The organism is Pseudocitrobacter sp. RIT415, from assembly GCF_003057695.2.
Taxonomy (GTDB): Bacteria; Pseudomonadota; Gammaproteobacteria; order Enterobacterales; family Enterobacteriaceae; genus Pseudocitrobacter; species Pseudocitrobacter faecalis.
Genome location: NZ_QBJC02000008.1, coordinates 97989 through 118705, shown reverse-complemented (window position 1 = coordinate 118705; position 20717 = coordinate 97989). Strand labels below are relative to the sequence as shown.

Here is a 20717-nt window from a genome sequence, read left to right as displayed (position 1 = left end):
CTGTTTTCGATTTTACCAGGATGTTTCATGAACCAAATCACCCGTCTTCTCACCATCATGCAGCGCCTGCGCGACCCGGAAACTGGCTGCCCGTGGGACAAAGAACAAACCTTCAATACCATCGCGCCTTACACCCTGGAAGAAACTTACGAAGTGCTCGATGCCATCGCCCGTGAAGATTTTGACGATCTGCGCGGCGAACTCGGCGACTTGTTGTTCCAGGTGGTGTTTTACGCCCAGATGGCGCAGGAAGAGGGGCGTTTTAATTTCGAGGATATCTGTGCGGCCATTAGCGACAAGTTAGAGCGCCGGCACCCGCATATTTTTGGTGAGGCGACCGCAGACAACAGCAGCGAAGTGCTGGCGCGCTGGGAGCAAATCAAAACCGCAGAGCGTGCTGAAAAAGCGCAGACCTCCGCGCTGGATGATATTCCGCACAGTTTCCCGGCGTTAATGCGCGCGCACAAAATTCAAAAACGCTGCTCGGCGGTTGGCTTTGACTGGGACACGCTTGGCCCGGTGCTCGATAAAGTGCATGAAGAAATCGACGAGGTGATGCACGAAGCGAAGCAGGCGGTTATTGATGAAGCCAAACTGGAAGAGGAGGTGGGGGATTTATTGTTCGCCACGGTCAATCTTTCACGTCATTTAGGCGTAAAAGCCGAAACCGCGCTACAAAAGGCCAATCTTAAATTTGAACGCCGTTTTCGTGAAGTTGAACGAATCGTCGCCGCCAGAGGCCTGGAAATGACGGGAGTAGACCTGAACACCATGGAAGAGGTATGGCAGGAAGTAAAACGACAGGAACATGATCTCTAAGGAAATTTCGCGATCAAGCGCAATTTGTGTGATTTTTTAAATGACAAGCGCTTGATTTGCGTCAAAAACATTTAGCCAAAAGCGGCTATTTTCTCACTCCTTATCTCTGTTGAGACTCCGTGCTGAGATGCTTTCAGCACTTATTCGTGAGACATCAAGGTGATAACGGAGTAATTCCTCGGGTGAATAGCAGTGTAATACCCTGTTAAACCCGGAGAAAACCAACATTAACGCGGCCTGAAGAACACAGGGGAGGGAGAATGAAAGTTTGTGGCGCTCGTCATGTTCGGGTATACTGTTTTCCCGTCCTGGTTATTCCATCGTTTCACCCTAACTTCTCAGGTTCAGCATGACAACGAACTATATTTTTGTGACCGGCGGGGTCGTATCCTCTCTGGGTAAAGGCATTGCCGCAGCCTCCCTGGCAGCCATTCTTGAAGCCCGTGGCCTCAACGTAACCATGATGAAATTGGATCCGTACATCAACGTCGATCCAGGCACCATGAGCCCGATCCAACACGGGGAAGTGTTCGTTACTGAAGACGGCGCTGAAACCGACCTGGACCTGGGTCACTACGAGCGTTTCATCCGCACTAAAATGACTCGCCGCAATAACTTCACGACCGGCCGCATTTACTCCGATGTCCTGCGCAAAGAGCGCCGTGGCGACTATCTGGGCGCGACCGTACAGGTTATCCCGCACATCACTAACGCTATCAAAGAACGCGTACTGGCTGGCGGCGAAGGCCACGACGTGGTGCTGGTCGAAATCGGCGGCACGGTTGGTGATATCGAATCCCTGCCGTTCCTTGAAGCGATTCGTCAGTTGGCGGTTGATATTGGTCGTGAACATGCGCTGTTCATGCACCTGACCCTGGTGCCATACATGGCCGCCGCGGGTGAAGTGAAAACCAAACCGACGCAGCACTCTGTAAAAGAACTGCTTTCCATTGGTATTCAGCCTGACATCCTGGTTTGCCGCTCCGATCGCGCGATTCCGGCTAACGAACGCGCAAAAATTGCATTGTTCTGTAACGTGCCAGAAAAAGCCGTTATTTCGATGAAAGATGTCGATTCCATTTATAAAATTCCGGGCCTGTTGAAATCTCAGGGATTGGATGATTATATTTGTAAACGATTCAGCTTGAACTGTCCGGAAGCTAACTTGTCTGAATGGGAACAGGTTATCTATGAAGAAGCCAATCCGGCAGGTGAAGTAACGATTGGTATGGTCGGCAAGTACATTGAACTGCCGGATGCCTACAAATCCGTTATCGAAGCGCTGAAACACGGTGGCCTGAAAAATCGCGTGAGCGTTAACATCAAGCTGATTGATTCGCAGGATGTTGAAACACGCGGCGTCGAAATCCTGAAAGATTTAGATGCTATCCTGATTCCTGGTGGTTTCGGCTACCGTGGCGTCGAAGGTAAAATTGCTACCGCACGCTATGCGCGTGAAAACAATATTCCGTATCTGGGTATTTGCCTGGGTATGCAGGTTGCGTTGATTGAGTTTGCACGTAACGTGGCGGGTATGGATAACGCCAACTCTACGGAATTTGTGCCAGACTGTAAGTACCCGGTTGTGGCGCTCATTACCGAGTGGCGTGATGAAGAAGGCAATGTTGAAGTGCGTAGCGAGAAGAGCGATCTCGGCGGCACCATGCGCCTGGGCGCACAGCAGTGCCAGCTCTCCGACGATAGCCTGGTTCGTCAGCTGTACAATGCGCCAACCATCGTTGAGCGTCATCGTCACCGCTACGAAGTCAACAATATGCTGTTGAAACAGATTGAAGCTGCAGGTCTGCGCGTTGCGGGCCGTTCCGGGGATGATCAGTTGGTCGAGATCATCGAAGTTCCGAATCACCCGTGGTTCGTTGCTTGTCAGTTCCATCCGGAGTTTACTTCTACACCGCGTGATGGGCATCCGCTGTTTGCAGGCTTTGTAAAAGCCGCCAGCGAGTACCAGAAACGTCAGGCGAAGTAAGTAAAAAAGTTAGAACGGCAACGCCCCATGAGGGGCGTTGTTTGTCTGGAGTTTTAGTTTAACTTGTACTGAGGAAAACCTAATGTCCAAAATCGTTAAAATCATCGGTCGTGAAATCATCGACTCCCGTGGTAACCCGACTGTTGAAGCAGAAGTTCACCTGGAAGGTGGTTTCGTCGGTCTGGCAGCTGCTCCGTCAGGTGCTTCTACTGGTTCCCGCGAAGCTCTGGAACTGCGCGATGGTGACAAATCCCGTTTCATGGGTAAAGGCGTACTGAAAGCGGTTGCAGCTGTTAACGGCCCAATCGCTCAGGCTCTGCTGGGTAAAGATGCTAAAGATCAGGCTGGCATCGACAAAATCATGATCGACCTGGACGGTACTGAAAACAAATCTAACTTCGGTGCGAACGCAATCCTGGCCGTTTCTCTGGCTGCTGCTAAAGCTGCCGCTGCCGCTAAAGGCCTGCCGCTGTATGCTCACATCGCTGAACTGAACGGCACCCCGGGTAAATACTCCATGCCGGTTCCGATGATGAACATCATCAACGGTGGTGAGCACGCTGACAACAACGTCGACATCCAGGAATTCATGATTCAGCCGGTTGGCGCGAAAACCCTGAAAGAAGCTGTACGTATGGGTTCTGAAGTGTTCCACAACCTGGCTAAAGTTCTGAAAGCGAAAGGTATGAACACTGCAGTTGGTGACGAAGGCGGCTATGCGCCGAACCTGGGTTCCAACGCAGAAGCGCTGGCTGTTATCGCTGAAGCGGTTAAAGCAGCAGGCTACGAACTGGGTAAAGACATCACCCTGGCGATGGACTGCGCAGCATCTGAATTCTACAAAGACGGTAAATACGTTCTGGCTGGCGAAGGCAACAAAGCGTTCACCTCTGAAGAATTCACTCACTTCCTGGAAGAACTGACCAAACAGTACCCGATCGTCTCCATCGAAGATGGCCTGGACGAATCTGATTGGGATGGTTTCGCATACCAGACCAAAGTACTGGGCGACAAAATCCAGCTGGTTGGTGACGATCTGTTCGTAACCAACACCAAGATCCTGAAAGAAGGCATCGAAAAAGGCATCGTTAACTCCATCCTGATCAAATTCAACCAGATCGGTTCTCTGACCGAAACTCTGGCTGCGATCAAAATGGCGAAAGACGCTGGCTACACTGCTGTCATCTCTCACCGTTCTGGCGAAACTGAAGATGCTACCATCGCTGACCTGGCTGTTGGTACCGCTGCAGGCCAGATCAAAACCGGTTCTATGAGCCGTTCTGACCGTGTTGCTAAATACAACCAGCTGATTCGTATCGAAGAAGCACTGGGCGAACAAGCTCCGTACAACGGTCGTAAAGAGATCAAAGGCCAGGCTTAATCGCCCCGCTTTTTAGCTCTTGATAAAAACCCGCTTCGGCGGGTTTTTTTGTGTCTGCAGGTGAAAGCACCAGCAAACATGACCCTCCCGCAGAAATCTGCGATAATTACCGCAGACCCCTTTTACAGAGATGATTATGCAGTACCCGATTAATGAAATGTTCCAGACCCTGCAAGGCGAGGGTTACTTCACTGGCGTTCCCGCTATCTTTATTCGTTTACAGGGATGCCCGGTGGGCTGCGCCTGGTGTGATACCAAGCATACCTGGGAAAAACTTAGCGATCGGGAAGTGTCTCTGTTCAGCATCCTGGCAAAAACCAAAGAGAGCGATAAATGGGGCGCGGCAGGCGAAGACGATCTGTTAACCGCCATTACGCGTCAGGGCTGGACGGCGAAGCATGTTGTCATCACCGGCGGCGAACCGTGCATTCACGACCTCACCCCGCTGACTACGCTGCTTGAGCAACATGGCTACAGCTGCCAGATAGAAACCAGTGGTACTCACGAAGTACGTTGCACGCACACCACCTGGGTGACGGTTTCCCCGAAAGTGAACATGCGTGGTGGTTATGATGTGTTATCACAGGCTCTGGAACGTGCCGACGAAATTAAACATCCGGTAGGCCGAGTACGCGACATTGAAGCGCTGGACGAGCTGCTGGAGACGCTGACGGATGATAAACAGCGTGTGATTGCGCTTCAGCCGATCAGCCAGAAAGAGGATGCGACCCGTCTGTGTATTGATACCTGTATCGCGCGCAACTGGCGCTTGTCGATGCAGACGCATAAGTATTTGAATATTGCCTAATAAAAAAGCCCGGTCGCGTGTACCGGGCTTTCATCGCCTCGCAGAAAATTATTCTCCGCGATAAACACAACCCGCCGTACAGGTCTCTTTTACCATCACTGCACTCAGCAGCGGTACGACTGGTTTCACCTGTTCCCAAATCCAGCGTGACAGCACTTCACTGGTTGGATTCTCCAGGCCTGGAATATCATTCAGATAATAGTGATCCAGACGATCGTAAGTCGGTTTGAACGCCGCTTTCAGTTCGGCGAAATCCATGATCCAACCGGTATGCGGATCGACTTCACCCGTAATCTCAAGGCGCACCATGAAGGAGTGGCCGTGCAGGCGACCGCATTTATGCCCTTCGGGTACGTGAGGCAAACGGTGAGCGGCTTCGAAAGTGAAATCTTTAAACAGTGTGGTGGACATCATGAACTCTCAGTCTTGCGGAAAAAACCGCCGCATAGTACCGGAAAGCACATTTTTTATCATTAATTAAAACCCATAAATGGCCGCGAAGAGCGTAATGGATTGTGTCTATACGTCATTTGTTAATTATATCAACAGGTTATCCAATCACTTTTATTGCTATTAACTACCGGGAAATCAGGTTAGTCCATTTGGTTATTTGTTATTTCCAACCCTTCTTTAATTGTTATTATCCAGCTCGTTAACCTTACATTCAGTTTTGTTTTTCCCGATTTAAAACAGCTTTGATACTGGAACATAACAAGCATGACAACACAGGTCCCCCCTTCCGCGCTGCTGCCGCTTAATACGGAGCAACTGGCACGCCTTCAGGCGGCCACCACTGACTTAACGCCGACCCAGCTTGCCTGGGTTTCTGGCTATTTCTGGGGCGTGCTTAATCAGCAGCCAGGTGCGGCGGCGGTCGCAGCAACGCCTGCTGCCGTTGCCGCACCAACCATCACGCTGATTTCAGCTTCGCAAACGGGTAACGCTCGCCGCGTTGCTGAAGCGCTCCGTGACGATTTACTTGCCGCTAAGCTGAACGTGAACCTGGTGAATGCCGGGGATTATAAATTTAAACAAATCGCGTCAGAAAAACTGCTGGTTATCGTGGCTTCCACCCAAGGGGAAGGGGAGCCGCCGGAAGAAGCGGTGGCGCTGCATAAGTTCCTGTTCTCGAAAAAAGCGCCGAAACTCGATGGCACTGCATTCGCGGTGTTGGGACTGGGCGATACGTCGTATGAATTCTTCTGCCAGGCCGGGAAAGATTTCGACAGCAAACTGGCGGAGCTTGGCGGCGAGCGTCTGCTCGATCGTGTTGATGCGGATGTGGAATATCAGGCTGCCGCCAGCGAATGGCGTGCGCGCATCGTCGAAACATTGAAATCACGCGTACCGAAAGATTCACCCGCGCAGGCTGCCGTTGCGGCCACGGGCGCGGTGAATGAAATTTATACCAGCCCGTACAGCAAAGAAGCACCGTTGAGGGCCAGCTTGTCCGTTAATCAGAAGATCACTGGCCGTAACTCAGAAAAAGATGTCCGCCATATCGAAATCGACTTAGGTGACTCTGGCCTGCGTTATCAGCCGGGTGATGCGCTGGGTGTGTGGTATCAAAACGATCCTGAACTTGTAAAAGAGCTGGTTGAACTGCTGTGGCTGAAAGGGGATGAACCCGTCACCGTTGATGGCAAAACTCTACCGCTGGCAGAAGCCTTACAGTGGCATTTTGAACTGACCGTCAACACCGCCAATATTGTCGAGAACTACGCCACCTTAACCCGCAGTGAAACCTTGTTGCCGCTGGTGGGCGATAAAGCGAAGTTGCAGCACTACGCGTCGACGACGCCGATTGTCGACATGGTGCGCTTCTCTCCGGCACAGCTTGATGCGCAAGCCCTGATTGATCTGCTACGACCATTGACGCCTCGTCTTTACTCTATCGCCTCATCGCAGTCGGAAGTGGAAAGCGAAGTGCACGTCACCGTTGGCGTGGTTCGCTACGATATCGAAGGCCGCGCCCGTGCGGGGGGGGCCTCCAGCTTCCTTGCGGACCGCGTGGAAGAAGAGGGCGAAGTTCGCGTCTTTATCGAACATAACGACAACTTCCGCCTGCCAGCCAACCCGGAAACGCCGGTGATTATGATTGGCCCGGGCACCGGTATTGCGCCGTTCCGCGCCTTTATGCAGCAACGCGCAGCCGACGAAGCGCCGGGCAAAAACTGGCTGTTCTTTGGCAACCCGCACTTTACGGAAGATTTCCTCTATCAGGTGGAATGGCAGCGTTACGTCAAAGAAGGCGTGCTGACGCGTATCGATCTCGCCTGGTCGCGCGATCAAAAAGAAAAAGTTTACGTACAAGATAAACTGCGCGAACAGGGCGCAGAGCTGTGGCGCTGGATTAATGACGGCGCTCACATTTATGTCTGCGGCGACGCTAATCGCATGGCGAAAGACGTTGAACAGGCACTTCTGGAAGTGATTGCCGAATTTGGTGGCATGGACACCGAAGCGGCGGATGAATTTTTAAGTGAGCTGCGCGTAGAGCGCCGTTATCAGCGAGATGTCTACTAATGAGCGAAAAACATCCAGGGCCTTTAGTGGTCGAAGGTAAGCTGGCAGATGCCGAGCGCATGAAGCTTGAGAGCAATTACCTGCGTGGCACCATTGCAGAAGATTTAAACGATGGCCTGACCGGCGGGTTTAAGGGCGATAACTTTCTGCTGATCCGCTTCCACGGTATGTATCAGCAGGACGACCGTGATATCCGCGCCGAACGTGCTGAACAGAAGCTGGAGCCGCGTCATGCGATGCTGCTGCGCTGCCGTCTGCCGGGTGGGGTGATCACCCCTACACAGTGGCAGGCGATTGATAAATTTGCCGGTGAAAACACCCTCTATGGCAGCATTCGTCTGACCAACCGTCAGACATTCCAGTTTCACGGCATTCTGAAAAAGAACGTCAAACCGGTGCACCAGATGCTGCATTCGGTCGGTCTTGATGCGCTGGCAACGGCCAATGACATGAACCGTAACGTTCTTTGCACCTCGAACCCGTACGAGTCGCAGCTACACGCGGAAGCGTATGAATGGGCAAAGAAAATCTCTGAACATCTGCTACCGCGTACCCGCGCGTATGCTGAAATTTGGCTCGACCAGGAAAAAGTTGCGACTACCGATGAAGAACCGATCCTCGGTCAGACCTATTTACCGCGTAAGTTCAAAACCACGGTAGTGATCCCGCCGCAGAACGATATCGATCTGCATGCCAACGACATGAACTTCGTGGCGATCGCCGAAAATGGCAAACTGGTGGGCTTCAACCTGCTGGTGGGCGGTGGGCTTTCTATCGAACACGGCAATAAAAAAACCTACGCACGTACAGCCAGCGAATTCGGCTATCTGCCGCTGGAGCACACGCTGGCGGTGGCGGAAGCTGTCGTGACCACCCAGCGCGACTGGGGTAACCGTACTGACCGTAAAAACGCGAAAACCAAATACACGCTGGAGCGCGTGGGGGTTGAGACATTTAAAGCGGAAGTGGAACGTCGCGCGGGGATCAAATTCGAACCGATCCGCCCGTATGAGTTCACCGGACGTGGCGATCGTATCGGTTGGGTGAAAGGTATCGACGACAAATGGCACCTGACGCTGTTTATCGAAAATGGTCGTATCCTTGATTATCCAGGGCGTCCACTTAAAACCGGGCTACTGGAGATCGCGAAGATCCACAAGGGGGATTTCCGCATTACCGCTAACCAGAACCTGATCATTGCGGGTGTCCCGGAAAACCAGAAAGCGAAGATTGAGAAAATTGCGCAAGCGAGCGGCCTGATGAATGTTGTCACCCCGCAGCGTGAAAACTCGATGGCGTGTGTGTCATTCCCGACCTGCCCGCTGGCAATGGCGGAAGCTGAACGTTTCCTGCCGTCGTTCGTCGACAAGGTGGAAGCGGTGATGGCCTCCCATGGCGTCAGCGATGAGCATATCGTTTTGCGCGTGACGGGTTGCCCGAACGGCTGTGGCCGCGCGATGCTGGCGGAAATTGGTCTCGTCGGGAAAGCGCCAGGCCGCTATAACTTACATATCGGCGGCAACCGGATGGGAACGCGCATTCCGCGGATGTACAAAGAGAACATCACCGATGCTGAAATCCTTGTGGTGATTGATGAACTGGTAGGGCGCTGGGCGAAAGAGCGCGAAGCGGGTGAAGGCTTCGGCGACTTTACGGTGCGTGCGGGCATTATCCGCCCGGTGCTCGACCCGGCGCGCGATTTGTGGGATTAACGCATCTCCTGACCATTCCCTCTCCCTTTGGGAGAGGGTTAGGGTGAGGGGAAAAGTGCAGAGGTAATTATGTCCAAACTCGATCTAAACGCCCTGAACGAACTGCCAAAGGTAGAGCGCATTCTGGCGCTGGCGGAACCGAATGCCGAGCTTGAAAAACTGGACGCTGAAGGCCGCGTCGCCTGGGCACTGGAAAATCTGCCCGGTGAATATGTGCTCTCTTCCAGTTTCGGCATTCAGGCGGCGGTGAGCCTGCATTTGGTGAATCAGATCCGCCCGAATATCCCGGTGATCCTTACCGATACTGGCTATTTGTTCCCGGAAACCTACCGTTTTATTGACGAGTTAACGGACAAACTCAAACTTAACCTGAAAGTGTACCGCGCCACTGAAAGCGCAGCCTGGCAGGAAGCCCGCTACGGTAAACTGTGGGAGCAGGGTGTTGAAGGCATTGAAAAATACAATGATATCAACAAAGTCGAACCCATGAACCGGGCGCTAAAAGAACTGAATGCGCAAACCTGGTTTGCAGGATTACGCCGTGAACAATCTGGCAGCCGCGCTAATTTGCCAGTGCTGGCTATCCAGCGTGGCGTATTTAAAGTGCTGCCGATTATCGACTGGGATAACCGAACTATTTATCAGTACCTGCAAAAACACGGTCTTAAATATCATCCATTGTGGGATGAAGGGTATTTATCCGTCGGTGATACCCATACAACTCGTAAATGGGAACCCGGCATGGCGGAAGAAGACACGCGCTTCTTTGGCTTAAAAAGGGAATGTGGATTACACGAAGGGTAAATGTTGTCCGGATAAATGAGACGCCTCTGTCAGAAATGATGGGGGCGTTTTTATTTTGCGAGAAGGATTCCTGATTTTAAACGTGAACGTAGCGGGGGGAATCAACAGGCATAGAATGGCGTCGGGTGCTTGAGGCTGTCTGGCGTTAAGCATTCGCGAGGTTCCAGATGGACAAAAGCCCCAGGCGATATTTCTATCAACCTGAGGCCTGCGTCCGAACCTAAGCAATTCGGATGTTAGTCTCTTCTTTGCAGGGAGGCAAGACATGCTGACAAAATATGCCCTTGTGGCAATCATCGTGCTGTGTTTTACAGTACTGGGATTCACGCTGATGGTAGGTGACTCGTTGTGTGAGTTAAGTATCAGAGAGCGTGGTATGGAGTTTAAGGCAGTTCTCGCTTACGAATCGAAGAAGTAGCCATCACGCGGGGGTAAAACCCCGCGTATTGAATTGTGAGGGTTGGGTCTCCGGCACCCTTTTAACCTAAACCTTCCCCGCCTTCGCCAGCTCCTTCACCAGCGGCATCATCACCTTCACTACATCGCGGCTGCGGCGCTCAATTCGCCCCGGGAGGGCTTTATCGAGATACTGTTGATTATCCAGACGCGCGTCGTGCCAGCTATTCCCCTCCGGGAAGCTGCGGGTTTTTGCCCGCTGCTGATAACCATCTTTTTTGCCTAACGACCAGTTAGTGGCTTCGACAGATAACACCGGAATACCCGCTTTATCAAACACCTCCGCGTCATTACAGCATCCGGTGCCTTTCGGGTAATCAGGATTCAACCCTGGATTGGTAAACGCGGCAATGCCGTGGCTGCGCGCAATCGCCAGCGCGCGGTCGCGCGTGAGTTTTCGTACCGACGCCGGGGTTTTTACGCCGCTGTTGAAATAGAGCTTATCGCCGACGACCAGATTATCGAGATTAATGACCAGCAGCGTATTTTTCTTCTCGGCGTCGCTCATGCGTTTCAGCAGATTCTCCGCGCCCAGCTTGCCTTCTTCTTCGCCGCTGGTGGCGACAAAGCGAATGCCGTACTCCGTCGGCACATCCTTCAGACGCTCGGCCAGCTCCAGCATCACGCCCAGCCCCATCGCGTTATCATCTATCCCCTGAAGCGTCAGCCCACCGAGGTTTTTTTCCACATCGTCATCATTTTGCGGCGCATAGGTGTCCAGATGCGCCATCACAATAATCTGCTGCTGCGATTTACCTTCATGGGCCGCGATGACGGTGCTGCCAATGACGTTATGCCAGTTCTGGCGGTTATTCTGGGCGGTGTAGATATAGCGGCTGTGGAAGGTGCGGATATCGCTTTGATAACCCATTTTGGCAAACTGCTGACGCAAATAATCTGCCGACAGCATCTCTGCCGGTGTGCCGGTAATCCGGCCTGGGAAATAGGTTGCGATATAACGAGCCTGGGTGTTCGCGATAGAACCGGGCGACGTTGTTGTCGCCAGTGCCGGGAAGGCAGAGCATACGCCGAGCGCCAGCGCGAAGAGTCGGCGACGCAGTGCGGAAGACATAGGGAAATCCTTTAAACAATGCAAAAAAATAGACGCAGCCAGTATGGAACCGAGGCGGTGATTACACAATTTCATTTCTTCTTAAATGCCCAAAAAAGAGGGTGTTAAGCACTTTTTGATATTTGCTTTTCCAGGCTGTTATTCCTTTGAGGAACTACTCATTCCATTTCGTAATTTCATTTGCACTAAGGGGCACCCTATAGTCGCTCTATGACTGATTGTTAGTGAGTTGTAACTCTGTGGATTATCTGCCCCTTTTTGCCGCTGTGAAAGACCGCACTGCCCTGGTTGTGGGCGGCGATGACACCGCGGCGCGCAAAATTGAGTTTCTGCTTCGCGCGGGCGCTCACGTTCAGATCGTGAGCGAAACGCTGTGCGATGAACTGACACAATGGGTAGCAGACAACAAAATTTCATGGCTGGCTGACGTTTTTCAGGAAACACAGCTTGATAGTGTGTTCCTGGTTATCGCTGCAACGGAGGATAACGCGCTCAATCAGCGTATTTATGATGCAGCAAATGCCCGCCAGCGCCTGGTAAATGTGGTGGACAGCCCGTCGCAGTGCTCCTTTATTTTCCCGTCGATAGTCGACAGGTCGCCGCTGCTGGTGGCGATTTCTTCCGGCGGCACCGCCCCCGTGTTGGCGCGCATCTTGCGTGAAAAAATTGAAGCGCTGCTGCCTACGCGCTTAGGCCTGCTGGCCGAAGCGGCCAGTTACTGGCGTCATGCGATCAAAACGCACCTGAAAACCACCGCCGAGCGTCGTCGATTCTGGGAACGTGTATTCCGTGGTCGTATTGCCAACATGTTGCTTGCCGGCAATCAACAGGCGGCGGAAGCGGCATTACAGGACGAGTTGACCCAGCCTCAGCGCCGCGTGGGGGAGATTATTCTGGTAGGTGCGGGGCCGGGTGATGCCGGGCTATTAACGTTGCGCGGCCTCCAGGTCATTCAGCAAGCTGACATTGTTTTCTACGATCATCTGGTCAGCGATGCGGTTCGTGAACTGATTCGCCGTGATGCGGAGTTGGTATGCGTTGGAAAACGTGCTGGTACCCATGCCGTGGCGCAGCACGAGACGAATCGTCTGCTGATTGAAGCGGCAAAAGAAGGCAAAAACGTGGTGCGCCTTAAAGGCGGTGATCCGTTTATTTTCGGGCGCGGTGGCGAAGAACTTCAGGCGGCGGCAGAAGCGGGAATTCCTTTCCAGGTGGTACCCGGCGTGACGGCAGCCGCAGGCGCAACCGCGTACGCAGGCATACCGCTTACCCACCGCGATTATGCGCAGAGCGTCACGTTCGTCACCGGTCACTATAAAGCGGACAGCGCGCCCTTTAACTGGAAACAACTGGCGCAAAGTCGCCAGACGCTGGCGATTTATATGGGCACGATGAAAGCCGCGGAAATTAGCCAACAATTGATTCAACACGGCCGCGACAGCGAAACGCCGGTGGCGGTGATTTCGCGCGGGACGCGTGCGGACCAAAAGATAAAAACAGGCACCCTGCAACAACTCGAAAACCTGGCAAAAGACGCCCCCATGCCAGCACTGCTGGTGGTCGGCGAAGTGGTGGAACTGCATCACCAGCTCGCCTGGTTTCAACACACAACAGACTCAGAAAATTTCGATTCTTCTGTAGTGAATCTGGCTTAAGGAACGGTTATGGACCAAAAACGACTCACTCACCTGCGGCAACTGGAGGCGGAAAGCATCCATATCATCCGTGAGGTGGCCGCCGAATTCGCCAACCCGGTCATGATGTATTCGATCGGCAAGGACTCCAGCGTGATGCTGCACCTGGCGCGTAAAGCGTTCTATCCGGGAACCCTGCCGTTCCCGCTGCTGCACGTGGATACCGGCTGGAAATTCCGTGAGATGTACGAGTTCCGCGACCGTACCGCGAAAGCCTATGGCTGTGAACTGCTGGTGCACAAAAACCCGGAAGGTGTAGCGATGGGGATCAACCCGTTCGTACACGGCAGCGCCAAGCATACCGATATCATGAAAACCGAAGGGCTCAAGCAGGCGCTGAATAAATACGGTTTTGATGCTGCATTTGGCGGGGCGCGTCGTGATGAAGAGAAGTCGCGCGCGAAAGAGCGCATCTACTCCTTCCGCGACCGTTTCCACCGCTGGGATCCGAAAAATCAGCGCCCGGAGCTGTGGCACAACTATAACGGCCAGATCAACAAAGGCGAAAGTATCCGCGTCTTCCCGCTCTCCAACTGGACTGAGCTGGATATCTGGCAGTACATCTATCTGGAAAATATCGAAATCGTTCCGCTGTATCTGGCGGCAGAACGTCCGGTGCTGGAGCGCGATGGTATGTTGATGATGATCGATGACGATCGCATCGATTTACAGCCGGGCGAGGTTATCAAAAAACGCATGGTGCGCTTCCGTACCCTTGGCTGCTGGCCGCTGACCGGCGCAGTGGAATCCGACGCGCAGACGCTGCCGGAAATCATCGAAGAGATGCTGGTTTCAACGACCAGTGAACGTCAGGGCCGCGTCATCGACCGCGACCAGGCTGGCTCGATGGAGCTTAAAAAACGTCAGGGTTATTTCTAAGGAGCCGCCATGAACAGTTCAATTGCACAACAAATTGCGGATGAAGGCGGCGTTGAAGCGTATCTGCACGCCCAGCAACACAAAAGCCTGCTGCGTTTTCTGACCTGCGGCAGCGTGGATGACGGCAAAAGTACGCTGATTGGCCGTCTGCTGCACGATACCCGTCAGATTTATGAAGATCAGCTCTCTTCGCTGCACAATGACAGCAAGCGCCACGGTACGCAGGGTGAACGCCTGGATCTGGCGTTGCTGGTGGATGGCTTACAGGCCGAGCGCGAGCAGGGCATCACCATTGATGTGGCGTATCGCTATTTCTCCACCGAAAAACGCAAATTTATTATTGCCGACACCCCAGGGCACGAGCAGTACACTCGTAACATGGCGACCGGCGCGTCCACCTGTGACCTGGCGATCCTGCTGATTGACGCGCGTAAAGGCGTGCTCGATCAAACCCGCCGCCACAGTTTTATCTCCACGCTGCTGGGGATCAAACATCTGGTGGTGGCGATCAACAAAATGGATCTCGTGGCATTCAGCGAAGAGAAATTTGAGCAGATCCGTCAGGACTATCTGACCTTTGCCGAACAATTGCCTGGCAACCTTGATATCCGATTCGTGCCGCTGTCGGCGCTGGAAGGGGATAACGTTGCCAGTCAGAGCGAAAAAATGCCGTGGTACAGTGGCCCAACGCTGCTGGAAGTGCTGGAAACCGTGCAGATTCAGCGTGTGGTCGATACCCAGCCGATGCGCTTCCCGGTGCAGTATGTGAACCGTCCGAACCTCGATTTCCGTGGGTTCTCCGGCACGCTGGCCTCCGGGAACGTCAGCGTGGGACAACGCATTAAAGTATTGCCGTCTGGCGTGGAATCCTCCATTGCGCGTATCGTCACGTTTGACGGTGACTTGCAGCAAGCGTTCGCGGGAGAAGCCGTGACGCTGGTGCTGAAGGACGAAATCGACATCAGCCGTGGCGACCTGCTGCTGGATGCCTCCGAAACGCTGCCTGCTGTGCAGAGTGCATCCGTGGATGTGGTGTGGATGGCGGAGCAGCCGCTGGCGGCGGGCCAGAGCTATGACATCAAAATCGCGGGCAAGAAAACTCGCGCCCGCGTGGACGGTATTCAGTATCAGGTGGATATCAATAACCTGACCCAGCGTGACGTCGATAACCTGCCGCTGAACGGTATCGGCCTGGTGGATCTGACCTTTGATGAACCGCTGGTGCTGGATAAATACCAGCAAAACCCGGTTACCGGTGGCCTTATCTTTATCGACCGTTTGACCAACGTCACGGTGGGCGCAGGTATGGTGCGCGAACCGAATACTGCTCCGACGGCAGTCGTGTCGGAATTCAGCGCTTTTGAGCTGGAACTGAACGCGCTGGTACGCAAACACTTCCCGCACTGGGGCGCGCGTGACCTGCTGGGAGGCAAGTGATGGCGGTGCATGACGAAAACGTCGTCTGGCACGCTCACCCGGTCACTGCGCAACAGCGTGAACAACTCCACGGTCACCGTGGGGTTGTGCTGTGGTTTACCGGGCTCTCAGGCTCGGGGAAATCCACCGTTGCCGGCGCGCTGGAAGAAGCGTTGCATAAACTGGGCGTCAGCACTTATCTGCTGGATGGTGACAACGTGCGTCACGGTTTATGCAGCGATCTCGGCTTTAGCGATGACGATCGCAAAGAGAATATCCGTCGGGTAGGCGAAGTGGCTAACCTGATGGTGGATGCCGGGCTGGTGGTATTGACGGCATTTATTTCTCCCCATCGCGCTGAGCGCCAGATGGTACGCGAGCGGGTAGGGGAAGGGCGCTTTATCGAAGTGTTCGTCGATACGCCGCTCAATACCTGCGAAGCCCGCGATCCAAAAGGCTTATACAAGAAAGCGCGTGCCGGTGAACTGCGCAACTTTACCGGCATTGATTCAGTATATGAATCCCCCGAACATCCTGAAATTCACCTCGATGGTGAACAATTGGTAACAAATTTAGTAGACCAAATGTTAGACCTGCTGAGACAGGACGATATCATCAGATCCTGAGAGAGTGCCGGGCGTATCGTTGCCCGGCCTGACAGGATTAACTATGCGCAATACTCAAAACATCAGCCTGACGCGTTCAGAGTCCATTCCCCCGCCCGATGACGAAACCACCTGGTCTTTGTCAGGCGCCACCGTGGGTTTCGTCGCCTGGCTGATTGCATTGGGTATTCCCTACCTTTGGTATGGCAATAACACCCTGTTTTTCTTCCTCTATACCTGGCCTTTCTTCCTTGCGCTGATGCCCGTTGCCGTGGTGATTGGCGTGGCAATCCACTCGCTGGTGAACAGCAAATTGCGCTACAGTATTATCGCAACGTTGCTTACCGTCGCCGCGTTGTGCGGTCTATTATTTCTATGGTTGATGGGCTAAGCCCGACATATTCTGTGAATATCCGCACAATCGCCCGACAACGAGACATAAGTATCGGCAGGCAAAATGTGATACATTGCCCGCGTGACGCGGTATCGTCCGCAGCCGGCGTAGAGTACGACGGCAAGTTTTGGGATGATGATGCCGTTTTTCAGGGGGCAGGATGGGTAAATTAACGCTGCTATTACTGGCTTTGCTGGTGTGGTTGCAGTATTCACTGTGGTTCGGCAAAAATGGTCTGCATGACTTTAGCCGGGTCCGTGATGACGTGTCAGTACAAGAGGCGACCAACGCCAAATTAAAAGCGCGCAACGATCAGCTTTTCGCCGAAATTGACGATCTTAACGGTGGCCAGGAAGCAATCGAAGAACGCGCACGCAATGAACTCAGCATGACGAAACCGGGTGAAACCTTCTACCGTCTGGTACCGGATGCATCGAAACGCAATCAGAGTTCAGGGCAAACAAACCGATAAACAGAATAAGCCCAGGATTAACACATGGCAGCAACTTTTCCGGGCGTTTGCGCCGTGGTTCCGGCGGCCGGATTTGGTCGCCGCATGCAAACGGACTGCCCGAAACAATATCTCTCAATCGGTAACAAAACGATTCTCGAACATTCGGTGGATGCGCTGCTGGCTAACGCGTGCGTTCAGCGGGTGATCATCGCTGTCTCTCCCGGAGACGAGCGTTTCAGCCAACTCTCTCTGGCGCAGCATCCGCAGATTACCGTTGTCGACGGCGGTGCCGAACGCGCCGATTCCGTGCTGGCCGGCCTGAAAGCCGCAGGGAATGCTGACTGGGTGCTGGTGCACGATGCCGCGCGGCCTTGTTTGCATCAGGATGACCTGGCGCGACTGCTGGCGCTGTGCGAAACCAGCCGCGTCGGCGGTATTCTGGCCGCGCCGGTGCGCGATACCATGAAACGCGCGGAGCCCGGCAAACCGGCTATCGCCCATACGGTTGATCGCAACGATCTGTGGCACGCCCTGACGCCGCAGTTTTTCCCCCGCGAATTACTCTTCGATTGCCTGACCCGGGCGCTCAACGAAGGCGCAACCATCACCGATGAAGCCTCGGCGCTGGAATATTGTGGTTTTCATCCGGCGCTGGTTGCCGGACGCGCTGATAATATTAAAGTGACACGCCCGGAAGATCTGGCGCTGGCAGAATTTTACCTCACCCGATCGGGACACCAGGAGAAAGCATAATGCGAATTGGACACGGTTTTGATGTACACGCGTTTGGCGGCGAAGGGCCGATTATTATCGGCGGCGTGCGCATCCCTTACGAGAAGGGGCTGCTCGCCCACTCGGACGGCGACGTCGCGCTCCATGCGCTGACCGATGCTCTGCTTGGCGCGGCGGCGTTGGGCGATATTGGGAAACTTTTCCCGGACACCGATCCGGCGTTCAAAGGCGCAGACAGCCGCGCGCTGCTGCGTGAAGCCTGGAAACGCGTGCAGGCGAAGGGCTACACCCTGAGCAACGTCGATGTCACTATCATCGCCCAGGCGCCGAAAATGCTGCCGCACATCCCGCAAATGCGCGTGTTTATTGCTGAAGATCTTGGCTGCCATATGGATGACGTTAACGTAAAAGCGACCACCACCGAAAAACTCGGATTTACCGGGCGCGGTGAAGGCATCGCCTGCGAAGCGGTCGCTCTGTTGTATAAGGCAAACAAATGATTGCATTTGATGACCTGACTTACCTGCACGGGAAGCCGCAGGGACACGGGTTGCTGAAAGCCAACCCGGAAGATTTCCTGGTCGTGGAAGATTTAGGGTTTGAGCCTGACGGCGAAGGCGAGCACATTTTGGTGCGGATCCTGAAAAATGGCTGTAATACCCGTTTCGTGGCTGACGCGCTGGCAAAATTTCTGAAAATTCACGCCCGCGAAGTAAGCTTTGCCGGGCAGAAAGACAAACACGCGGTCACCGAGCAGTGGCTCTGCGCGCGCGTGCCGGGCAAAGAGATGCCCGATTTAAGCAAGTTCGAGCTGGAAGGCTGCCAGGTGCTGGAGTATGCGCGACATAAGCGTAAACTGCGTTTAGGTGCCCTTAAAGGCAACCAGTTCACGATTATTCTGCGCGAGGTCAGCCATCGCGAGGATGTTGACGCCCGCTTGCAGGCGATTAACGCCCGGGGTGTGCCGAACTATTTCGGTGCGCAGCGTTTTGGTATTGGTGGCAGTAACCTACAGGGCGCGCTGCGCTGGGCTGAAAGCGGTGCGCCGGTGCGCGATCGCAATAAACGCAGTTTTTGGTTGTCGGCAGCGCGCAGTGCGTTGTTTAATCAGCTGGTGAGCGCACGCTTACAGAAACCGGAATTTAATCAAGTTGTTGATGGCGATGCGCTACAATTAGCGGGACGCGGCAGCTGGTTTGTTGCCACGCCTGAAGAAATGCCCGAATTGCAAACGCGTGTGGATGCGCGTGAACTGATGATCACCGCGTCCTTGCCGGGCAGCGGCGACTGGGGAACTCAGCGTGAAGCGCTCGCATTTGAACAACTTCAGCTTGCAGAAGAAACCGCGCTTCAGTCGCTGCTGGTGCGCGAAAAAGTAGAAGCCGCGCGGCGCGCAATGCTGCTCTATCCACAACAGCTTGAGTGGAACTGGTGGGACGACGTAACCGTAGAGTTGCGTTTCTGGCTCCCGGCGGGCAGCTTTGCGACCAGCGTGGTAAGGGAACTTATCAATACAACAGGTGAATATGCGAATATTGCTGAGTAACGATGACGGGATCCACGCGCCAGGCATACAGGCACTGGCCAGAGCCTTACGGGAATTTGCCGAGGTTCAGGTAGTTGCACCCGATCGTAACCGCAGTGGCGCATCAAACTCGCTGACCCTAGAATCTTCTCTTCGTACTTTTACGTTTGAAAACGGCGATATCGCCGTGCAGATGGGCACGCCGACGGACTGTGTCTATCTCGGCGTTAACGCACTGATGCGCCCGCGTCCGGATATCGTCGTGTCGGGTATTAATGCCGGGCCGAATCTGGGCGATGACGTTATTTATTCCGGTACCGTTGCGGCGGCGATGGAGGGGCGTCACCTCGGTTTCCCGGCGCTGGCGGTGTCACTGAATGGCACGCAGCATTACGACACGGCAGCGGCGGTCACCTGCACGCTGCTGCGCGCGCTGGCACGTGAACCACTGCGCACCGGGCGTATTCTCAACGTCAACGTACCGGACTTACCGCCCGATCAAATTAAAGGTATTCGCGTGACCCGTTGCGGCAGCCGCCACCCGGCGGATAAAGTGATCCCGCAGCAGGATCCGCGCGGCAATACGCTCTACTGGATTGGCCCGCCGGGCGAAAAACAGGATGCCGGCCCGGATACGGATTTTGCCGCGGTTGACGCCGGTTATGTTTCCGTCACGCCGCTGCATGTCGATTTAACCGCGCATAGCGCCCGTGAAGTCGTAGGCAGTTGGCTGGAACTGGCGGGAGTGGATACGCAATGGTAAGCGGACGCGTACTGGCGCTTCTGGAACAACTTCGCACACAGGGCATTCGCGATGAGCGGGTGCTGGATGCCATTGCCCGTGTTCCACGTGAAAAATTTGTCGATGAAGCGTTTGAACATAAAGCCTGGGAAAACGTCGCTTTACCGATAGGGCAGGGGCAAACCATTTCTCAGCCGTATATGGTTGCGCGGATGACCGAATTGCTGGAGCTGACGCCGGAATCGCGCGTGCTGGAAATTGGCACCGGCTCCGGGTATCAGACCGCGATTCTGGCGCATCTGGTGCAGCGCGTGTGCTCGGTTGAACGCATTAAAAGTTTGCAATGGCACGCAAGACGTCGCCTGAAGCAGCTTGATTTGCATAATATTTCTACTCGCCATGGCGATGGCTGGCAGGGTTGGCAGGCGAGAGCGCCTTTCGACGCCATTATCGTCACGGCCGCACCGCCGGAAATTCCGGTGGCGCTGATGTCGCAGCTGGATGAAGGCGGCATTCTCGTTTTACCCGTGGGTGATGAACATCAGTTTCTAAAACGCGTTCATCGGCGGGGAGGCGAATTCATTATTGATACCGTGGAAGCCGTGCGTTTTGTTCCTTTAGTCAAAGGAGAACTGGCCTGAGACCCGGATTTTTCTTAGGTTTTTCGGCACAATTCAGCGTATCGTGGTGAGACTTTGTAAGCATCCACGA

21 protein-coding genes are annotated in these 20717 nt (G+C 54.1%); 19 read left to right on the top strand and 2 right to left on the bottom strand.

Going from position 1 to position 20717, the window contains the following annotated elements; genetic code table 11:
- The first annotated feature begins 27 nt into the window (after positions 1–27).
- The 4 genes from mazG to queE all read left to right on the top strand — a co-directional run bounded on the left by mazG (position 28) and on the right by queE (position 4995).
- Positions 28–819, top strand: a complete 792-nt coding sequence (mazG, locus tag DBY68_RS10690) for a nucleoside triphosphate pyrophosphohydrolase (RefSeq protein ID WP_108476354.1) — start codon at positions 28–30, stop codon at positions 817–819.
- Between the two features lie 349 nt (positions 820–1168).
- Positions 1169–2806: a glutamine hydrolyzing CTP synthase gene (gene pyrG / locus DBY68_RS10685; RefSeq protein WP_108476355.1), complete on the top strand. Its 1638-nt coding sequence runs from the start codon at positions 1169–1171 to the stop codon at positions 2804–2806.
- A gap of 82 nt (positions 2807–2888) precedes the next feature.
- A complete protein-coding gene (eno, locus tag DBY68_RS10680) occupies positions 2889–4187 on the top strand; it encodes a phosphopyruvate hydratase (protein ID WP_108476356.1) in 1299 nt (432 codons plus the stop codon).
- 136 nt (positions 4188–4323) lie between these two features.
- Positions 4324–4995, top strand: a complete 672-nt coding sequence (queE, locus tag DBY68_RS10675; RefSeq protein WP_108476441.1) for a 7-carboxy-7-deazaguanine synthase QueE — start codon at positions 4324–4326, stop codon at positions 4993–4995.
- Positions 4996–5043: 48 nt separating this feature from the next.
- Here the strand turns inward: queE and queD are convergent, their stop codons facing one another.
- Entirely contained in the window at positions 5044–5409 is a 366-nt protein-coding gene (gene queD, locus DBY68_RS10670) for a 6-carboxytetrahydropterin synthase QueD (protein ID WP_015963241.1), read from the bottom strand.
- Between the two features lie 303 nt (positions 5410–5712).
- Here queD and cysJ point away from each other — a divergent pair, with 303 nt between their 5' ends.
- The 4 genes from cysJ (at position 5713) to DBY68_RS10645 (ending at position 10455) form a co-directional block, all read left to right on the top strand.
- Positions 5713–7521 (top strand): NADPH-dependent assimilatory sulfite reductase flavoprotein subunit, encoded by a 1809-nt coding sequence (gene cysJ, locus DBY68_RS10665; RefSeq protein WP_108476357.1) that lies wholly within the window; start codon positions 5713–5715, stop codon positions 7519–7521.
- Positions 7521–9233, top strand: coding sequence for an assimilatory sulfite reductase (NADPH) hemoprotein subunit (cysI, locus tag DBY68_RS10660; protein ID WP_108476358.1), 1713 nt, complete (start codon positions 7521–7523; stop codon positions 9231–9233). Before cysJ ends, cysI begins: the two co-directional genes overlap by 1 nt.
- 69 nt (positions 9234–9302) lie before the next feature.
- On the top strand, positions 9303–10037 hold the full coding sequence (gene cysH / locus DBY68_RS10655; protein ID WP_108476359.1) for a phosphoadenosine phosphosulfate reductase: 735 nt from the start codon (positions 9303–9305) through the stop codon (positions 10035–10037).
- 265 nt (positions 10038–10302) lie between these two features.
- The gene (locus tag DBY68_RS10645; RefSeq protein WP_000956460.1) at positions 10303–10455 is read left to right on the top strand and encodes a Hok/Gef family protein; all 153 of its coding nucleotides are present in this window, start codon (positions 10303–10305) and stop codon (positions 10453–10455) included.
- A gap of 66 nt (positions 10456–10521) precedes the next feature.
- On the opposite strand, the gene DBY68_RS10640 is transcribed toward DBY68_RS10645, so the two are convergent.
- Complete coding sequence (locus DBY68_RS10640) at positions 10522–11565, bottom strand: aminopeptidase (protein ID WP_108476360.1); 1044 nt, start codon at positions 11563–11565, stop codon at positions 10522–10524.
- Between the two features lie 248 nt (positions 11566–11813).
- Between DBY68_RS10640 and cysG the strand changes: the two genes are divergently transcribed.
- The 11 genes from cysG (at position 11814) to DBY68_RS10585 (ending at position 20647) form a co-directional block, all read left to right on the top strand.
- The gene (gene cysG / locus DBY68_RS10635; protein WP_199538663.1) at positions 11814–13220 is read left to right on the top strand and encodes a siroheme synthase CysG; all 1407 of its coding nucleotides are present in this window, start codon (positions 11814–11816) and stop codon (positions 13218–13220) included.
- Between the two features lie 9 nt (positions 13221–13229).
- Entirely contained in the window at positions 13230–14138 is a 909-nt protein-coding gene (gene cysD / locus DBY68_RS10630; RefSeq protein WP_015963247.1) for a sulfate adenylyltransferase subunit CysD, read from the top strand.
- Between the two features lie 9 nt (positions 14139–14147).
- Positions 14148–15575 (top strand): sulfate adenylyltransferase subunit CysN, encoded by a 1428-nt coding sequence (cysN, locus tag DBY68_RS10625; RefSeq protein ID WP_108476361.1) that lies wholly within the window; start codon positions 14148–14150, stop codon positions 15573–15575.
- Complete coding sequence (gene cysC / locus DBY68_RS10620) at positions 15575–16180, top strand: adenylyl-sulfate kinase (protein ID WP_108476362.1); 606 nt, start codon at positions 15575–15577, stop codon at positions 16178–16180. Before cysN ends, cysC begins: the two co-directional genes overlap by 1 nt.
- A gap of 43 nt (positions 16181–16223) precedes the next feature.
- The gene (locus tag DBY68_RS10615; protein WP_015963250.1) at positions 16224–16550 is read left to right on the top strand and encodes a DUF3561 family protein; all 327 of its coding nucleotides are present in this window, start codon (positions 16224–16226) and stop codon (positions 16548–16550) included.
- A gap of 163 nt (positions 16551–16713) precedes the next feature.
- Positions 16714–17025, top strand: coding sequence for a cell division protein FtsB (gene ftsB, locus DBY68_RS10610; protein WP_015963251.1), 312 nt, complete (start codon positions 16714–16716; stop codon positions 17023–17025).
- 24 nt (positions 17026–17049) lie between these two features.
- A complete protein-coding gene (gene ispD, locus DBY68_RS10605) occupies positions 17050–17760 on the top strand; it encodes a 2-C-methyl-D-erythritol 4-phosphate cytidylyltransferase (RefSeq protein WP_108476363.1) in 711 nt (236 codons plus the stop codon).
- Positions 17760–18239, top strand: coding sequence for a 2-C-methyl-D-erythritol 2,4-cyclodiphosphate synthase (ispF, locus tag DBY68_RS10600; protein WP_015963253.1), 480 nt, complete (start codon positions 17760–17762; stop codon positions 18237–18239). The genes ispD and ispF overlap by 1 nt, the downstream gene beginning before the upstream one ends.
- Positions 18236–19285: a tRNA pseudouridine(13) synthase TruD gene (gene truD, locus DBY68_RS10595; protein WP_108476364.1), complete on the top strand. Its 1050-nt coding sequence runs from the start codon at positions 18236–18238 to the stop codon at positions 19283–19285. The genes ispF and truD overlap by 4 nt, the downstream gene beginning before the upstream one ends.
- Positions 19266–20027: a 5'/3'-nucleotidase SurE gene (gene surE / locus DBY68_RS10590; RefSeq protein ID WP_108476365.1), complete on the top strand. Its 762-nt coding sequence runs from the start codon at positions 19266–19268 to the stop codon at positions 20025–20027. The genes truD and surE overlap by 20 nt, the downstream gene beginning before the upstream one ends.
- Entirely contained in the window at positions 20021–20647 is a 627-nt protein-coding gene (locus DBY68_RS10585; protein ID WP_015963256.1) for a protein-L-isoaspartate(D-aspartate) O-methyltransferase, read from the top strand. The genes surE and DBY68_RS10585 overlap by 7 nt, the downstream gene beginning before the upstream one ends.
- The last annotated feature ends 70 nt before the right edge of the window (positions 20648–20717 follow it).

Bases quoted from the DNA above. Each gene is read 5' to 3' on its own strand.
- mazG (WP_108476354.1), top strand. From the start codon at position 28: ATGAACCAAATCACCCGTCTTCTCACCATCATGCAGCGCCTGCGCGAC.
- pyrG (WP_108476355.1), top strand. From the start codon at position 1,169: ATGACAACGAACTATATTTTTGTGACCGGCGGGGTCGTATCCTCTCTG.
- eno (WP_108476356.1), top strand. From the start codon at position 2,889: ATGTCCAAAATCGTTAAAATCATCGGTCGTGAAATCATCGACTCCCGT.
- queE (WP_108476441.1), top strand. From the start codon at position 4,324: ATGCAGTACCCGATTAATGAAATGTTCCAGACCCTGCAAGGCGAGGGT.
- queD (WP_015963241.1), bottom strand. From the start codon at position 5,409: ATGATGTCCACCACACTGTTTAAAGATTTCACTTTCGAAGCCGCTCAC.
- cysJ (WP_108476357.1), top strand. From the start codon at position 5,713: ATGACAACACAGGTCCCCCCTTCCGCGCTGCTGCCGCTTAATACGGAG.
- cysI (WP_108476358.1), top strand. From the start codon at position 7,521: ATGAGCGAAAAACATCCAGGGCCTTTAGTGGTCGAAGGTAAGCTGGCA.
- cysH (WP_108476359.1), top strand. From the start codon at position 9,303: ATGTCCAAACTCGATCTAAACGCCCTGAACGAACTGCCAAAGGTAGAG.
- DBY68_RS10645 (WP_000956460.1), top strand. From the start codon at position 10,303: ATGCTGACAAAATATGCCCTTGTGGCAATCATCGTGCTGTGTTTTACA.
- DBY68_RS10640 (WP_108476360.1), bottom strand. From the start codon at position 11,565: ATGTCTTCCGCACTGCGTCGCCGACTCTTCGCGCTGGCGCTCGGCGTA.
- cysD (WP_015963247.1), top strand. From the start codon at position 13,230: ATGGACCAAAAACGACTCACTCACCTGCGGCAACTGGAGGCGGAAAGC.
- cysN (WP_108476361.1), top strand. From the start codon at position 14,148: ATGAACAGTTCAATTGCACAACAAATTGCGGATGAAGGCGGCGTTGAA.
- cysC (WP_108476362.1), top strand. From the start codon at position 15,575: ATGGCGGTGCATGACGAAAACGTCGTCTGGCACGCTCACCCGGTCACT.
- DBY68_RS10615 (WP_015963250.1), top strand. From the start codon at position 16,224: ATGCGCAATACTCAAAACATCAGCCTGACGCGTTCAGAGTCCATTCCC.
- ftsB (WP_015963251.1), top strand. From the start codon at position 16,714: ATGGGTAAATTAACGCTGCTATTACTGGCTTTGCTGGTGTGGTTGCAG.
- ispD (WP_108476363.1), top strand. From the start codon at position 17,050: ATGGCAGCAACTTTTCCGGGCGTTTGCGCCGTGGTTCCGGCGGCCGGA.
- ispF (WP_015963253.1), top strand. From the start codon at position 17,760: ATGCGAATTGGACACGGTTTTGATGTACACGCGTTTGGCGGCGAAGGG.
- truD (WP_108476364.1), top strand. From the start codon at position 18,236: ATGATTGCATTTGATGACCTGACTTACCTGCACGGGAAGCCGCAGGGA.
- surE (WP_108476365.1), top strand. From the start codon at position 19,266: ATGCGAATATTGCTGAGTAACGATGACGGGATCCACGCGCCAGGCATA.
- DBY68_RS10585 (WP_015963256.1), top strand. From the start codon at position 20,021: ATGGTAAGCGGACGCGTACTGGCGCTTCTGGAACAACTTCGCACACAG.